12 protein-coding genes are annotated in these 15,245 nt (G+C 72.0%); 11 read left to right on the top strand and 1 reads right to left on the bottom strand.

Annotated features, from left to right (window positions below):
* Positions 1-225: 225 nt before the first annotated feature.
* From BDK63_RS18695 to BDK63_RS13945, 8 genes are all read left to right on the top strand, one after another.
* Complete coding sequence (locus tag BDK63_RS18695) at positions 226-2,457, top strand: TolC family protein (protein WP_183332973.1); 2,232 nt, start codon at positions 226-228, stop codon at positions 2,455-2,457.
* Positions 2,454-3,596 carry an efflux RND transporter periplasmic adaptor subunit gene (locus tag BDK63_RS13915; RefSeq protein ID WP_183332975.1) on the top strand — a complete coding sequence of 381 codons (1,143 nt, stop codon included), beginning with the start codon at positions 2,454-2,456 and terminating at the stop codon, positions 3,594-3,596. The genes BDK63_RS18695 and BDK63_RS13915 overlap by 4 nt, the downstream gene beginning before the upstream one ends.
* Positions 3,593-6,796 carry an efflux RND transporter permease subunit gene (locus tag BDK63_RS13920; protein ID WP_183332977.1) on the top strand — a complete coding sequence of 1,068 codons (3,204 nt, stop codon included), beginning with the start codon at positions 3,593-3,595 and terminating at the stop codon, positions 6,794-6,796. Before BDK63_RS13915 ends, BDK63_RS13920 begins: the two co-directional genes overlap by 4 nt.
* Before the next feature lie 29 nt (positions 6,797-6,825).
* Entirely contained in the window at positions 6,826-7,299 is a 474-nt protein-coding gene (locus BDK63_RS13925; RefSeq protein ID WP_183332979.1) for an NYN domain-containing protein, read from the top strand.
* Positions 7,300-7,426: 127 nt separating this feature from the next.
* Complete coding sequence (locus tag BDK63_RS13930; RefSeq protein ID WP_183332981.1) at positions 7,427-7,891, top strand: 2-hydroxyacyl-CoA dehydratase; 465 nt, start codon at positions 7,427-7,429, stop codon at positions 7,889-7,891.
* Positions 7,892-7,901: 10 nt separating this feature from the next.
* Positions 7,902-8,333: a hypothetical protein gene (locus BDK63_RS13935; RefSeq protein ID WP_183332983.1), complete on the top strand. Its 432-nt coding sequence runs from the start codon at positions 7,902-7,904 to the stop codon at positions 8,331-8,333.
* A 314-nt stretch (positions 8,334-8,647) separates the two neighbouring features.
* Entirely contained in the window at positions 8,648-10,240 is a 1,593-nt protein-coding gene (locus BDK63_RS13940; RefSeq protein WP_183332985.1) for an ABC-F family ATPase, read from the top strand.
* 109 nt (positions 10,241-10,349) lie between these two features.
* Positions 10,350-10,772 (top strand): CopD family protein, encoded by a 423-nt coding sequence (locus BDK63_RS13945; protein WP_183332987.1) that lies wholly within the window; start codon positions 10,350-10,352, stop codon positions 10,770-10,772.
* A 32-nt stretch (positions 10,773-10,804) separates the two neighbouring features.
* On the opposite strand, the gene BDK63_RS13950 is transcribed toward BDK63_RS13945, so the two are convergent.
* Positions 10,805-11,263, bottom strand: coding sequence for a DUF2231 domain-containing protein (locus BDK63_RS13950; RefSeq protein ID WP_183332989.1), 459 nt, complete (start codon positions 11,261-11,263; stop codon positions 10,805-10,807).
* Between the two features lie 108 nt (positions 11,264-11,371).
* Here BDK63_RS13950 and coxB point away from each other — a divergent pair, with 108 nt between their 5' ends.
* From coxB to BDK63_RS13965, 3 genes are read left to right on the top strand one after another with little or no spacing between them, the layout of a single operon-like run.
* Positions 11,372-12,358 carry a cytochrome c oxidase subunit II gene (gene coxB / locus BDK63_RS13955; protein ID WP_343065321.1) on the top strand — a complete coding sequence of 329 codons (987 nt, stop codon included), beginning with the start codon at positions 11,372-11,374 and terminating at the stop codon, positions 12,356-12,358.
* Entirely contained in the window at positions 12,355-14,883 is a 2,529-nt protein-coding gene (gene ctaD, locus BDK63_RS13960; protein ID WP_183332991.1) for a cytochrome c oxidase subunit I, read from the top strand. The genes coxB and ctaD overlap by 4 nt, the downstream gene beginning before the upstream one ends.
* Positions 14,880-15,236, top strand: coding sequence for a hypothetical protein (locus tag BDK63_RS13965; protein ID WP_183332993.1), 357 nt, complete (start codon positions 14,880-14,882; stop codon positions 15,234-15,236). Before ctaD ends, BDK63_RS13965 begins: the two co-directional genes overlap by 4 nt.
* Positions 15,237-15,245: the final 9 nt, after the last annotated feature.

Here is a 15,245-nt window from a genome sequence, read left to right on the forward strand (position 1 = left end):
CAGCAATCAGCGCCTCATACACAGGCCGGATATATGGCAGCAACCTGTACCTGCATCGATGAACGGAGCCTTGCAAGCCGGGAGGAGACCATATAAGGGTTCACAGCGCCCACTTGAAGGCCTGTCGGCGGATCAGCTCCGGGCAACACTGTGTGCTGGATCGCCTGGCAACTTTCAAACAGTTGTTTATACTCGGTGCCATCTCCCACCCACCGGCCGACCGACATGAACGTCACCGCATGGAAGCGCCTGTTCATTGCCCTGGTGTGCGCGCCGCTGCTGGCGCCGGGCGCCGTCTCGGCGGCCGACGCTGCCCTGGATCCGCGCCTGCTGCCGGGCGGCCAGGCCGACCTGCCGGCCCTGCAGCGCGAGCTCGAGCGCCTCTCTGCCGGCCGCGCCACGCCCGCGGTCGTCCCGGCCCCGCCCGGCACCGGCGTTCGACTGCCGGGCCTGGAGCGCCTGGAACCCTCCGCGTTTCTCGTCGCCACGGACCCCTTCGCCCTCGAACCCCTCGACGGCGCCACCCGGGTGCTGCTGCTCGGCCCTGCCGGAGCGCTGGAGGAAGCCGCCGAGGCCCTGGCCGCCCAGGCCGAGGCACGCGGTATCGCGCTGGCCCCCCTGGCCGTCACCCCCGCCGGCTCTCCTGCTGACACCGCCCTCCATGGGGCCGATGCCGCCCTGCTGCTGGCGCTGCCCGACCTCGATGGAGACGCCCAGCGCCGGCTCTTCGGCCGGTTGACCGAGGCTGGGGTGCCGAGCGTGGCGCTTACCGATGCCCGCCAGGTGGAGCGCGGCGCGCTGCTCTCCTCACCCGGGGCCCTGGACCATGAGGCCTGGCTGCGCCGCCTGGCGCTGCGCCTGGACGACGTCGCCGCCGGCCGTGCACCCGAACCCCTCGACTCGCGACCCGGCCTGGAGCGCCCCTGGCTCAACCTGGAGACCGCCGACCGCCTCGGCTGGTCACCCAGCTTCTCGCTGCTCAGCCAGGCCCGCCTGGTGGGCGAGGCGGCGGCCCCGGGCCGCGCGCGGCTCGACCTTGCCCAGGCGGTGGCCCTGGCGCTGGCCGACAACCTGGGCCTGGCCGCGGCCCGGCAGGAGGTCGAGGTGGAGACCTTCGAACGCGACCTGGCGGCCTCGCGCTATCGCCCCAGCCTCTACCTGGAGGCCACCGGGCGAATGATCGACGAGACCCGCGCCCGCGCGGCCCTGGGCCAGGAGCCCGAGCGCCTGGCCAGCGGCGGGGCGGTGCTGGAGCAGCTGCTCTTCTCCGAGCCGGCGCTGGCCGCCATCGCCGTCGCCGGCAGCCTCTACCGCGCCCGGCGCGCCGAGCTGGAGGTGGAGAGCCTCGACCTGGCCCTGGACGTCGCGCGCGAGTTTCTCGACCTGCTGCGCCTCGACGCCAGCCGCGAGGTGCTCCAGGCCGACCTCGAGCTGGCCCGCGCCCAGCGCGACCAGGCCGTACGCGGCGAGGCTGCCGGCGCCGTGGGCCGCGGCGAGGTAGCGCGCTTCGAGGCGGAGCTCGCCCAGGCCCGGGAGCGCCTGGAGCAGGTGGCGGCGGATCGCGAGCGGCTGGCGATCGCCCTCAACCGCCGGCTCGGGCGCGACCCGGCCGCGCCGCTGGTCCCCGCCGAGCCGGACCTCACCCGTCCCGGCTGGCTCGGCGCCGACGCCCGCTTCGCCGCCGTTCTAGATACGCCGGCGAGCCTCGCGGCCTGGCAGGAGCGGCTGGTGAGCGCGGCGCTGCGCGATTCGGCCGAGCTCGAGGCGATCGGCGAACTGCGCCAGGCGGCACGCCGCGAGCTCACCTCGCGGCGCCGCGCCTTCTGGCTGCCCGAGGTGGGTCTCGAGGCCCGCTATACCAGCGAGCTCTCCCGCAGCGGGGAGGGCGAGCGGGCCCCCTGGGAGTCCTCGAACCCGCTGGTCCAGGCCGGCGTCGGGGTCCTGGAGGGCGCGGGCGTGTCGCTGCCCGAGACCGGGCGCGACCAATGGAGCGTCGGCGTCTCGGCGCGGCTGCCGCTCTATGCCGGCGGTCGGCGCAGCATCCAGCGTGACCGGGCCGCGGCACGCCTGGAGCAGGTGGCCGTGGAGGACGCCGAGGCGCGCCTCGGGCTGGAGGCCCGGCTGCGGGCGGCGAGCGTGGAGCTTGCCGCCGCCTGGCGGCGCATCCCGCTGCGCGACGAGGCCCGCGACCATGCCGAGGAGGCGCTGCGGCTTGCCGAGGTGGCCTGGCAGGAGGGCGCGCTTCCCCAGGTGGCGCTGATCGACGCCCGCACCTCGGCCCGCCAGGCGGGGCTTGCCGCCGCCGAGGGGCGCTGGCAGGCGCTGCAGGCGCTGGTGCACCTGCAGCGGGCCCTGGGGATGTCCCCCGGCCCCATGGCGGCCGAGGCGCGCGACCGGCTGCTGGCGGGCACCCATGGCGCGACGCGTGCAGGGACGACGAGAGGAGAGGGGCGATGATCATCCGTACCACCCTGCTGGCGGGACTGCTGCTGCTGGCCGGCTGCGCCGAGGAGGCGGTGGAGGAGCCGCCGCTGCGTCCGGTGCGCACCCTGATCCTGGAGGCCAGCGGGGCCGAGGCCGAACGTGAGCTGCCGGGGCGCCTGGAGGCGGCCGCCAACCGGCGCCTCAGCTTCCGTGTCGCGGGGCGACTCGCGTCCCACGAGGTCGCGGTGGGGGAGGCGGTGGCGGCCGGCCAGCCGCTGGCCCGCCTGGAGGCCACCGACCTGCGCCTGCGGCGCGACCGCGCCCGCTCGGCCCTGGCCGGCGCCGAGGCCGCGGCGGCCAACGCCGAGGCCGAGTGGCAGCGTGCGAGGCGCCTCTATGAGGCCGGCAGCGCCCCGGCCCGTGACCTGGACGCCGCCCGGGCCCAGGTGGAGGCGGCCCGCGCCCAGCGCGACAGCGCCCGCGACGCCCTGGTCCTGGCCGAGCGCCAGCTCTCCTTCACGCACCTGGAGGCGCCCGGCGACTGCCGGGTGGCCACCCGCCTGGCCGAGGCCGGCGAGAACGTGGCCGCCGGCCAGCCGGTGCTGGTGCTGGCCTGCGGTGACGACCTGGAGGTGCGTGCCGCCCTCTCCGAGGACCTGCTCGGTGCGCTGGTGGTCGGGGCGCCGGTGCGGGTGCACCTGCCGCTCGCCGAGCTCACCCTGGCCGGCGAGGTCACCGAGATCGGCCTGCCGGTGGACCCGCGCCAGGCCACCTGGCCGCTGCGGGTCAGGCTGGTCGGCCTCGCCGACGACGAGCGCGAGTGGTTGCGTCCCGGCATGGCGGCGGAGTTGACCCTGCCGCTGGGCGGTCCCGGCAGCGGCCTCTGGGTGCCCATGGTGGCGGTGCAGCAGGATATCGACGGCCACTTCGTCTATGTCGCCGAGCCCGATGAGCCTGATGCCGCGGAGGGCAACGACGTGGCCAACGGCCGTGAGGCGACGGTGCGACGCCGCACCGTGACCCTGGGCGGGCGCCACGGCGAGCGCCTGGAGGTGGTGGCCGGCCTCGCCCCCGGCGAGCACCTGATCGTGGCGGGGATGAGTCGGCTGCATGACGGCATGCGGGTACGCCTGATCGATGACCATCGCGGCGATGCGGAGGCCTCGCCGTGACCCTGACCGAGGCCGCGCTGCGCTACAACCGGGTCACCATCGCCGGGCTGCTGGTGGTGCTGCTGGGGGCGGTGATCAGCTACCTCTCCATTTCCCGGGCCGAGGACCCGGCGGTGACGGTGCGGGTGGCCCAGGTGGTCACCTACCTGCCCGGGGCCACCCCGGAGCGGGTCGAGCAGCTGGTCACCGACCCGCTGGAGACCGCCATCATGGAGATGCCGGAGCTCGACTTCGTCGAGAGCACCTCCCGGGCCGGGGTCTCCATCATCCGCGTGGAGCTGCGCCCCGAGGTCAGGGACGTCCAGGCCGGCTGGGACAAGCTGCGCCGCAAGGTGGGTGATGCCCGGGGCCGGCTGCCCGACGAGGCCCTGCTGCCGGTCATCAACGACGAGTTCGGTGACGTCTTCGGCATCATGCTCTCGCTGACCGGCGAGGGGTATGAGCAGGCGGAGCTCAAGGCGGTGGCCGACGACGTCCGCGACCGGCTGCTGATGCTCGACGACGTGGCCAAGGTGAACCTCCACGGCTACGCCGAGGAGCGCATCTTCCTCGACTACAGCGAGGCGCGCCTGGCGGATCTCGGCGTCTCGCCCCAGGGCCTCGCCCAGCTGCTCGCCGCCCGCAACATCGTGCTGCCCGGCGGGGCGATCCGCAGCGGCGACGAGCGCATGATCCTCGAGCCCACCGGCAACTTCACCCACATCGACGACATTCGCCGGGCCCTGCTGCCGCTGCCCGACGGCACCCTGGTGCCCCTGGGCTCGCTGATGGAGGTGCGCCACGGCTACGCCGAGCCGCCCATGACCCGCTACCACGCCAACGGTGTCCAGGGGCTGGCCATCGCCATCGCCATGCGCGAGGGGGGCAATATCCTCGACCTGGGCGAGCAGGTGGAAGCCGCCATCGAGCGGCTCGAGCGTGAACTGCCGGTGGGCCTCGCGTTCGAGGTGCTGGCCAACCAGCCCGACCGGGTCGAGGAGCGCATCAACGAGTTCCTGATCAACCTGCTGCAGGCGGTGGCGCTGGTCTGCCTGGTGATGCTGCTTTTCCTGGGGCTGCGCACCGGGCTGATCGTGGCGAGCCTGGTGCCCTCGGCGATCCTCGCCTGCCTGGCCTTCATGGGACTCTTCGATATCGGGCTGGACCAGGTATCGCTGGGGGCGCTGATCATCGCCCTGGGCATGCTGGTGGACAACGCCATCGTCATGGTGGAGTCGATCCAGGTCTCGGCCCGGGAGGGCAGGACGGTGCGCGAGGCGGCGCTGGACTCGGCCCGCCAGCTGCGCTTCCCGCTGCTCACCGCCTCGCTGACCACGGCGGCGGCCTTCCTGCCCCAGTTCCTGGCGGTCTCCGACGTGGGGGAGTACACCCGCTCGCTGTTCCAGGTGGTGACCCTCACGCTGCTCTCCTCCTGGCTGCTGTCGCTGACCATGATCCCGCTGCTCTGCGTGGCCTTTATCCGGGTCAGGCCGCAAGAGAAGCGCGGGGAGGAGAGCGAGGCACGGGGAGAGCAGGAAGAGGGGCGTGCCGAGTCGCGTCCGGGGCTCGCCGCCCGCCTGGCCGAGCGGGTCTACGCGGGCTATCGCCGGCTGCTGCTGGCCCTGCTGCGCCACCGCACCCTGACCCTGGCCGCGGTGGGCGGCCTGCTGGGGCTGGCCTGGCTCGGTTTCGGGCCGCTGCCCAAGATCTTCTTCCCCCAGGCGGAGCGCACCATCGTCACCGCCGAGCTGCGCCTGCCCTTCTCGGCGCCCATCGAGCGCACCCGGGCGGTCGTGGAGGAGGTCGAAGCCTTCCTGGCCGAGGAACTGGCCGCCGAGCGCGACGAGACGGGGGAGTGGGTCCGCGACGGCGTCGACCGCTGGGGCAGCTTCATCGGCTTCGGCGGCGACCGCTACATCATCAACCATGCCCCGGAGCCCCCGAGCCCCGAGTACGCCTTCCTGCTGCTACAGGCCAACCGCTGGCAGGCGGTGGACGGGGTGATCGAACGCCTCGATACCTGGCTTGGCGAGCGCTTTCCCGACCTGCAGGCGACGGTGGCGGCCACCAGCTTCGGCCCGCCGGTGACGGTGCCGCTCTCGGTGCGGATCTCCGGCGACGACGAGGCGACCCTGAGGCGCATCGCCGAGCAGGTGCGCCAGCGGGTGGCCGAGGTGCCAGGCACCCGCAACGTGCGCGACGACTGGGGGGAGTGGATCAAGCGCCTGCGCATCGAGGTCGACCCGGCCCGGGCGCTGCGCGCCGGCGTCACCGAGCGCGACGTGGCGCTGAGCCTGCAGACGGCGCTTTCCGGCATGACGGTAGGGACCTTCCGCGACGGCGACACCCTGGTGCCGATCCAGCTGCGCAACGAGCGCGGCGAGGCGCGCACCCCGGACGACCTGGAAGGGGTGACCGTGCTGCCCGCCGGCGGCGGGATGGGGGTGCCCCTGGCCCATGTGGCCGAGGTCGAGCTCGACTGGGGGCCGGCGCGCGTCCTGCGCCGGGACCGCTTCCGCACCATCGCCGTGGAGGCGGAGCTGGCGCCGGGGGTCACCGCCGCCGGCGTGGCCGGCGAGCTGCGTCCCTGGCTCGAGGAGCAGCAGGCGCGCTGGCCCGACGGTGTCTTCTTCGAGTTCGGCGGCGAGGTGGAGTCGTCGCGGATCGCCACGGCCTCCATCGCCGAGAAGCTGCCCATCGGCGCCATGGCGATCCTGCTGCTGCTGGTGGTGCAGTTCAACTCCCTGCGCCGGCCGCTGATCATCCTGATGACCATCCCGCTGTCGCTGATCGGGGTGGTCTTCGGCCTGACCATCACCGGCTCCCACTTCGGCATCATGACCTTCCTCGGGGTGGTGTCGCTCGCCGGCATCGTCATCAACAACGCCATCGTGCTGATCGACCGCATCGACCTGGAGCGCGAGGAGCACTCGCCCCGGGAGGCGATCCTCGAGGCGGGGCGGCGGCGCCTGCGCCCGGTGCTGATGTCGACGCTGACCACCAGCGGCGGCCTGCTGCCGCTGTGGCTGGGCGGGGGGCTGCTGTGGGCGCCCATGGCGATCACCATCATCTTCGGCCTGCTGGCCGCGGCGCTGATCACCCTCTGCGTGGTGCCGGTGCTCTACTCGCTGCTGATGCGGGTGCCCTTCGACGGTGCAGAGCCAGAGACGCGTGAGCGGGACGCGAACGGCGACGGCGAGGCGGCGACTGTGTCACGCTGAGGGCCACCTTCCCGCGCGAGGCCAGCCCCATGGAGCGTGTCGCCCTCTTCGTCGACGTGCAGAACGTCTACTACACCACCCGCGAGGCCTTCGGCCGGCACTTCGACTACCACGCCTTCTGGGCCCGCTTCGCCGCCGGCCGCGAGGTGGTGGTGGCCAACGCCTACGCGGTGGATCGCGGCGACCCCCGCCAGCGACAGTTCCAGGATATCCTGCGCGGCATCGGGTTCGAGGTGAGGCTCAAGCCCTTCATCCAGCGCCGCGACGGCTCCGCCAAGGGCGACTGGGACGTCGGCATCGCCCTGGATGCCATGGAGGCGGGGCCCCTGGTGGACCACCTGGTGCTGGTCTCGGGGGACGGCGACTTCGACCTGCTGGTGGACCGCCTGCGTGAGCGGTTCGGCATTCGGGTGACCGTCGTCGGGGTGGCGCGCCTCACCGCCGACTCCCTGGTGCGCGCCGCCAGCGAGTTCGTGCCCGTCGAGGCCTCCCTGCTGCGCTAGAACTGCCATCAGCCCCCTTCATCGCCCTACGTTGATACACGTCAAGCAGGCGGCGCCCGCCTTGGCTAGGATGAAGTCAGGAGCCATCCGGCCGGGCCGCTGGCAGCAACGTTGAGGAGGAGCAGTCATGCGTTTTCATCAGGTAAAGGATCTGGTCACCTGGGCGGCCGGCTACCATCGACGGCTGGCCGAGCAGTTCACGGCGCTGGCCGGGGGCGGCGTGGAAGAGCGCGTGCGCATGGCGCTGGAGTACCTGGCCGAGCATGAGCGCAAGATGGAGAACGACCTGACCGGCTATCTGGCGGACGGCACCGACCACAGCCAGGTGCTGGAGACCTGGTTCGACGATCCGGCCGACTTCCCCCACCCGCCGGTGCTCGAGCGCCTGCCCGACTGTATCAACTGCGAGACCGTCCAGAGCGTGCTCTCCACCGCCCTGACGGCCCACCGGACCCTCCAGGACCTCTACACCCATCGGGCCGAACGGGCCGGGGGGAGCGACGAGAAGGCGTTCTTCGAGGCGCTCTCCAACGGGCACGAGGCCGAGGTGCGGCGGGTCGCCAGGGACATGCAACGACTCGAGGACTACTGAGGAGGCCGCCATGACCGATCAGATGCTATCCCCCAAGATGCTGGGCTACTGGACCGAGGCGCAGCTGCGCGAGGCGCCGGACGAGTCAGGCATCTACTGCGTGTTCCGCGCCGCCAAGGACCCGGAAAGCGGCGAGATGGACGTCCAGGAACTGCTCTACGTGGGCGAGCACCGCAGCGCCCGCTACGGGATCCAGCACGACGAGATGCGGGAGAAGTGGCACGCCTTCCCGCAGCCCGACGAGGAGATCTGGTATGCCGTGGGCCTCTGCGGCAGCGCCAACCGCGAGCGCCTGGCGGCGGCGATGATCAATGCCCACAAGCCGCGCTTCAATGGCAAGAGCCCCTACCTGGAGCGCTTCCCCTACGACGAGACCACGGTGCATATCTACGGCAGGAAGCACAAGCTGCAGAGCATCTTCACCGTGGAACGCCAGGACTGAACGCCCCTCCTGCGGCATCTAAGCCCTTGGCGGACGGATGTGATTCCTCGCTAAGGTCGGATGCTTATGGTGGGAGCTGGGCTCCGCCCGGCGAATGGCGGCGAAGCCGCCCGGGCAGTGTTGGTTGCGTCAGCGCCTGCCGCCCAGGAGTCCTTCGGCCTCCATTCGCCCCGCGGAGCGTGGCTCCCACCAGTCACAACAGCCTCAGCTGAGTGTCTCACCAGGTCGATGGTCTCCCTGGCTCGGGGGCGGTGTGAAGGGCGCCCATAACCGGTACAATCGCGCCCCTTCCATGCACCGACCGGACCCTCTCCTTGATCTCCACCGCCAATATCACCATGCAGTTCGGGGCCAGGCCCCTGTTCGAGAACGTCTCCATCAAGTTCGGCAACGGTCACCGCTACGGGCTGATCGGGGCCAACGGCTGCGGCAAGTCCACCTTCATGAAGATCCTCGGCGGCGACCTGGAGCCCTCCTCGGGCCAGGTGATGGTCGAGAACGGCGCCCGGCTCGGCAAGCTGCGCCAGGACCAGTTCGCCTACGAGAACGAGCGGGTCATCGATACCGTGATCATGGGCAACGCGGAGCTCTGGCAGGTGGCCGCCGAGCGCGAGCGCATCTACGCCCTGCCCGAGATGAGCGAGGCCGACGGCATGGCGGTGGCCGACCTGGAGGTGCGCTTCGCCGAGCTCGACGGCTATACCGCCGAGGCCCGCGCCGGCGAGCTGCTGCTGGGGCTGGGCATTCCGATCGAACAGCACTCGGGCCCCATGAGCGAGGTGGCCCCGGGCTGGAAGCTGCGCGTGCTGCTGGCCCAGGCGCTGTTCGCCGACCCCGACGTGCTGCTGCTCGACGAGCCCACCAACCACCTGGATATCAACACCATCCGCTGGCTGGAGGGGATGCTCACGGCGCGCAACAGCACCATGATCATCATTTCCCACGACCGCCACTTCCTCAACAGCGTCTGCACCCACATGGCGGACCTGGACTACGGCGAGATTCGCCTGTTCCCGGGCAACTACGACGACTACATGACCGCGGCCACCGCCGCCCGGGAGCGCCAGCACGCCGACAACGCCAAGAAGAAGGCGCAGATCGCCGAACTGCAGGCCTTCGTCAGCCGCTTCTCGGCCAACGCCTCCAAGGCCAAGCAGGCCACCTCCCGGGCACGCCAGATCGACAAGATCAAGCTCGACGAGATCAAGCCCTCGAGCCGGGTCAGCCCCTTCATCCGCTTCGAGCAGGCGCGCAAGATCCACCGCAATGCGGTCAACGTGGAGGGGCTGACCCAGGGCTACCCCGGCGAGGCGCCGCTGGTCGAGCGCTTCGGCATGACGGTGGAGGCCGGCGAGCGCATCGCCATCATCGGCCCCAACGGCATCGGCAAGACCACCCTGCTCAGGACCCTGGCCGGCGAGCTTTCGCCGCTCGCCGGCAGCGTGAAGTGGACCGACAGCGCCGACCTCGGCCACTTCGCCCAGGACCACGCCGACGACTTCGCCAACGACGCCACCCTGTTCGAGTGGATGGCCCAGTGGACCGATGGCGGCGAGCAGGTGATCCGCGGGGCGCTGGGGCGGATGCTCTTCTCCAGCGACGACATCGGCAAGTCGGTCAAGGTGATCTCCGGCGGCGAGCAGGGGCGCATGCTGTTCGGCAAGCTGACCCTGACCCGCCCCAACGTGCTGCTGATGGACGAGCCCACCAACCACCTGGACATGGAGTCCATCGAGGCGCTCAACCTGGCCCTCGCGCACTACCCGGGCACCCTGATCTTCGTCAGCCACGACCGGGAGTTCGTCTCCTCCCTGGCCACCCGCATCCTCGACATGGGCGAGGCGGGCATCACCGACTTCAGCGGCAGCTACGACGACTACCTGCGAAGCCAGGGCCTGTTCGGCTGAGCCACCGGGGCCCAGGGGGACGTTGAGATGCGCCTTGGTCCCGGGCGCATCGCTGGACTAGGGTGAAGGTGTTGCCGGCCCGGGGGCCGGTGTCGCCGCAAGGATGCCCATGCCCTGGTTCAAGTTCCTGCATATCATCGCCCTGGTGAGCTGGTGCGGGCTGCTGCTCTACCTGCCGGCGCTGCTCGGGCAGCTGGCCCGTCCCGAGCGTGTCGCCGAGGGTATCTCCCCCGGCGCACCGCCGCTTCCGCGCCTGCTCTTCAACGGCCTGGCGAGCCCCGTCGCGCTGCTCGCCATCGCCTCCGGTACCCTGCTGTTCCTGCTCCACGGCGTCGTGGGTACCTGGCTGGTGCTCAAGCTGCTGGCGGTCTCCGTCATGGTGCTGGCCCACGGCCTGTGCGGCTGGCTGCTGCTGCGCCTGGAACAGGGCCGGCCCCGCGGGGTCGCCGCCGGGTCGCTGCTGGCGGCCGGGGTGGCGGGGGTCGCCATGCTGGCGGTGGTCGGGCTGGTGCTGGCCAAGCCGGCACTCTGAGGGGAGAGGAGAGAATGCCGCCGACTCAACCCTCAGTCATCGAGGTCGACACCCACCGCATGCTCGTAGACCAGCTGCCCCCCCAGCCAGCCGGCCAGGGCGATCAGTGCCGCGGTGGCCAGGCTCAACACCAGGGCCCAGGGCAGCAGGGGTTCGCCCATGAAGCGCCACAGCCAGTTCAGCGAGGCGAGCGAGAGCATCACCACCGCCACCATGGCGTGGCTCCAGGCGGTCACCAGCCGACGGATGCCCCGCACCGTCACCAGGTCGATGAGGCCGGCCAGGCTGGCGAGCCAGCCGCCGAAGGCACCCACCCCGGCCAGCCACAGGGAGGCGCGGGCCCAGAAGGGGTCGCCGGTGTAGAGGAAGCCCAGGTCGCTGGCGACCAGGCCGAGCAGGGCGGCCACCGGGAAGTGGATCATCACCGGGTGCAGGGGGTGGCCGGCGACGGCGGCGCGGCTGTGGATGGAGCGCTGGGCGGAGGTTGGCATGGCGGCGTCCCTGTCGATGGCGGGGTGGGGAGCATCAGGCACAGTGAAGGCCGCCGCGGTCGGCGGGTCAACCCGGGCCCTCCGCGCCGGGCGCTCGGGGGCGCGGGCGTGGCGCTGGCAGTGGCGCTCGCCACGGGATTGGCCGGCTGCAGCGGCAGCCACTCGATCCTCGACCCGGCGGGGCAGGCGGCCCGGGACGTGGCCTCGCTCTGGTGGGGCATGCTGGCAGGCTTCGGGCTGGTGTTCGTGGGCGTGGTGGCGCTCTGGCTGGCGGCCTTCCGTCCCCGCGAGCGCCCTGCGCGCAGCCCCGACCAGGAGCGCCGCCTGGCGCGAAGCTGGATCCTGGGCGGCGGCATCCTGCTGCCCGGGGCGAGCATCCTGCTGCTGCTGGCCTTCGGGGTGCCCACCGGGCAGCGCCTGCTGCCCCTGCCGCTGCCCGGGGGCGAGACGCCGCGGGTGATCGAGGTGACCGGGCACCAGTGGTGGTGGGAGGTGCGCTACCCGGACGAGGCCGGCGAGGTGGTCACCGCCAACCACCTGGTGATGCCGGCCGGCGAGCCGGTGGATTTCCATGTCACCGGCGCCGACGTCATCCACGCCTTCTGGGTGCCGCGCCTGGGCGGCAAGATCGACATGATCCCCGGGCGCATCAACCGCATCCGCCTCGAGGCCGACGCCCCGGGGGTGTTCGGCGCCCAGTGCGCCGAGTACTGCGGGGTGCAGCACGCCCATATGCAGCTCCACCTGGAGGCGGTGGCGCCTGCGGCCTTCGAGGACTGGCTGGCGGCACGGCGCGAGCCACCCCCCGAGCCTGATGACGCCCATGCCGCGGCCCGCGACACCTTCGCCGCGCACTGCGCCAGCTGCCACCGGGTGGCGGGGCTCTACCAGGGTGACTCGGGCCCCGATCTTTCCGACATCGGCGCCCGCGCCACCCTCGGCGCCGGCACCCTGGCCATGGAGGAGGGCGCCATCGCCCGCTGGCTCGCCGAGCACCAGCGCCTCAAGCCCGGCAATCGCATGCCCGCCCACGATCATCTCGCGCCCGAGGACCTCGAGGCACTGGGCGCCTGGCTGGAGACCCTGGTGCCATGAGCGAGACGATGCGACCCAGCCCCGAGGCCGAGCGGCTGCACCGCGAGATGGAGGCGGTGTGGGGCAACCCCCGCGGCTGGCGAGGCCTGTTCAGCGTGGTCAACCACAGCACCCTGGGGCTGCGCTTCATGGCCACGGGCCTGGTCTTCTTCCTGCTGGGCGGGGTGCTGGCGATGCTGGTGCGCACCCAGCTGGCACTGCCCGACCAGGCCTTCATGTCGCCGGAGATCTACGCCCAGGTCACCACCATGCACGGCACGGTGATGATGTTCCTGTTCGCCATCCCCATGCTGGAGGGGCTGGCGATCTACCTGATCCCCAAGATGATCGGGGCCCGGGACCTGGTCTGCCCGCGACTCACCGCCTTCGGCTACTGGTGCTACCTGTTCGGCGGGATCATCCTCTTCGCGAGCCTGCTGCTGGAGATGGCGCCGGACAGTGGCTGGTTCATGTACACGCCGTTGAGCAGCGGGGAGTTCTCGCCGGGGCGGGGGTCGGACTTCTGGCTGCTCGGCATCACCTTCGTGGAGATCTCGGCGCTCTCCGCCGGGGTGGAGCTGACGGTGTCGATCCTGCGCACCCGGGCCCCGGGCATGGCGCTGCACCGCATGCCGCTGTTCGCCTGGTACATCCTGGCCATGGCGCTGATGATCGTGGTGGGCTTCCCGCCGCTGATACTGGGCAGCGTGCTGCTGGAGCTGGAGCGCGCCGCCGGGATGCCCTTCTTCACGGTGGCCGGCGGCGGCGACCCCATCCTCTGGCAGCACCTGTTCTGGCTGTTCGGTCACCCCGAGGTCTACATCATCTTCCTGCCGGCGGCGGGCATCGTCTCGACCCTGATCCCGGTGTTCGCCGGGCGGCCCATCGTCGGCTACGGCTGGGTAGTCGCGGCCATCCTCATCACCGGCTTCATCAGCTTCGGGCTCTGGGTCCACCACATGTTCACCGTGGGCATCCCCCAGCTTGCCCAGGCCTTCTTCTCGGCCGCCAGCATGCTGGTGGCGGTGCCCACTGCCATCCAGGTCTTCGTCTGGCTGGCCACGCTGTGGCTGGGGAAGCCGCGCATGAGCCTGCCGATGCTGTGGGTCAGCGGGTTCCTGGTGATCTTCGTCTGCGGCGGGCTCACCGGGGTGATGTTGGCGCTGGTGCCCTTCAACTGGCAGGTCCACGACACCCACTTCGTGGTGGCCCACCTGCACTACGTGCTGGTGGGGGGCATGTTCTTCCCGCTGCTGGCCGGGGTCACCTACTGGCTGCCGCTGGTCACCGGGCGCATGCCCTCCGAGCGCCTCGGCCGGCTCGGCTTCTGGCTCACCTTCCTGGGCTTCAACCTCACCTTCCTGATCATGCACTGGACCGGCCTGCTGGGCATGCCGCGGCGCGTCTACACCTACGACAGCGCCATGGGCTGGGACCTCTACAACCTGATCTCCTCCATCGGCGGCTTCATGATGGCGGCGGGCGTCGCCGTGGTGCTGGTGGATCTCCTGCTCCACGGCCGCTACGGGCGCTCCGCGCCGCGCAACCCCTGGGGCGCCGACACCCTGGAGTGGAGCCTGGCGATGCCGCCGGCCAGCTACAACTTCGCCAGCCTGCCCCGGGTGGAGGGCCGCCACCCGCTGTGGGAGACCCCGACCCTGGGCGACGAGATCGCCCGCGGCGAGCACGCGCGCCCCGGGGCCGCTCACGGTCGCCGCGAGCTGCTCGGTAGCGAGGCGCTGACCGGTCGGGTGCGCGAGGTGATCCACCTGCCCGGCAACAGCCTGCTGCCGCTCTATGCCGCGCTCTGCCTGGCGGTGGTCTGCGTCAGCCTGCTCGCGCGTCTCTACCCGCTGGCGCTGCTGGGCCTGGCCGGGGCCGGCGTGCTGCTGCTGCGCTGGTCCTGGGAGAACGGCGGCCACCGCCGGGCCGCGCCCCTGGGGCACGACGAGCCCGAGGCCCCGCCGCTGCACTCGCGCACCGCCGACGGCCCCGGGCGCTGGACCATGGGCGTGGCGCTGCTCGCCGACGGCGCCTTCTTCCTGTCGCTGCTGTTCGGCTGGTTCTACCTCTGGACGGTCTCGCCCGAGTGGCAGATGCCGTCGCGCTCGCCGCTCTCGCTGCCGCTGCTGCTGGCTTCCGGGGCGGCGCTCACCCTGGGCACCCTGTGGCTGGAGCGGCGGGTGGCAGCGCTGAAGCGCGGCCGTGAGGCGGGGCTTGCCCTGGCGCTCTCCGCCATTGCTGCCCTGGGCGGGCTGCATGTGGCCCTGCTGGTCATGGCGCTGCTCGGCGCGGGCCTGGCGCCCACCGCCACGGCCCACGACGCCACCCTGCTGGTGGGGCTTGCCTATCTGCTGGGGCACGGCGGGCTGGCCGCCGTGCTGGCGGCGCTACAGGCCTGGCGGGCAGGGCTCGGCCTGGTGGGGGCCCGGCTGCCCTTCGAGCCCGGGGTGGTGGCGCTGCTGTGGCGCTACCAGCTCGGCGTCTACTGGATCCTGGCGGCGGCCATGGCGCTGCTGCCGCGGCTGACGGGAGCGGGGCCATGACGGTGCTGCGTCGCTGGTGGGCGCCGAGCCACCCCGCCCAGCTGCTGCTGGGCCTGACCCTCTGGAGCCTGTGGTTCGTGGTGCTCTATGGCGGGCTTTCGGTGGCCTGTGCGCTGGCGCCACCGCGGCCCGGGCAGGGGGCGTTTACCGCCATCAACGGCGGGCTCGCCCTGCTGACCCTGGCCACCCTGGCGCTGCTCGGCTGGCTGGCCTGGAGAGGGCTCAGGGCCGGCGGGGTCAGCGTGGGCGGGTCGCGCTTTATCGCCCTGACGGGGGCCGGGCTGCATCTCTTCTCGGCGGCCGGGGTGGCCTTCGTCGGCCTGCCCATCGTGACTCTGCCGCCATGTCTCTAGGGGAGGGGG

The sequence above is a fragment of the Halomonas campaniensis genome (assembly GCF_014193375.1).
GTDB lineage: Bacteria > Pseudomonadota > Gammaproteobacteria > Pseudomonadales > Halomonadaceae > Halomonas > Halomonas campaniensis.

Excerpts from the sequence above, each read along its gene's own strand:
- BDK63_RS18695 (WP_183332973.1), top strand. The coding sequence starts at position 226 with ATGAACGTCACCGCATGGAAGCGCCTGTTCATTGCCCTGGTGTGCGCG.
- BDK63_RS13915 (WP_183332975.1), top strand. The coding sequence starts at position 2,454 with ATGATCATCCGTACCACCCTGCTGGCGGGACTGCTGCTGCTGGCCGGC.
- BDK63_RS13925 (WP_183332979.1), top strand. The coding sequence starts at position 6,826 with ATGGAGCGTGTCGCCCTCTTCGTCGACGTGCAGAACGTCTACTACACC.
- BDK63_RS13930 (WP_183332981.1), top strand. The coding sequence starts at position 7,427 with ATGCGTTTTCATCAGGTAAAGGATCTGGTCACCTGGGCGGCCGGCTAC.
- BDK63_RS13935 (WP_183332983.1), top strand. The coding sequence starts at position 7,902 with ATGACCGATCAGATGCTATCCCCCAAGATGCTGGGCTACTGGACCGAG.
- BDK63_RS13945 (WP_183332987.1), top strand. The coding sequence starts at position 10,350 with ATGCCCTGGTTCAAGTTCCTGCATATCATCGCCCTGGTGAGCTGGTGC.
- BDK63_RS13950 (WP_183332989.1), bottom strand. The coding sequence starts at position 11,263 with ATGCCAACCTCCGCCCAGCGCTCCATCCACAGCCGCGCCGCCGTCGCC.
- ctaD (WP_183332991.1), top strand. The coding sequence starts at position 12,355 with ATGAGCGAGACGATGCGACCCAGCCCCGAGGCCGAGCGGCTGCACCGC.
- BDK63_RS13965 (WP_183332993.1), top strand. The coding sequence starts at position 14,880 with ATGACGGTGCTGCGTCGCTGGTGGGCGCCGAGCCACCCCGCCCAGCTG.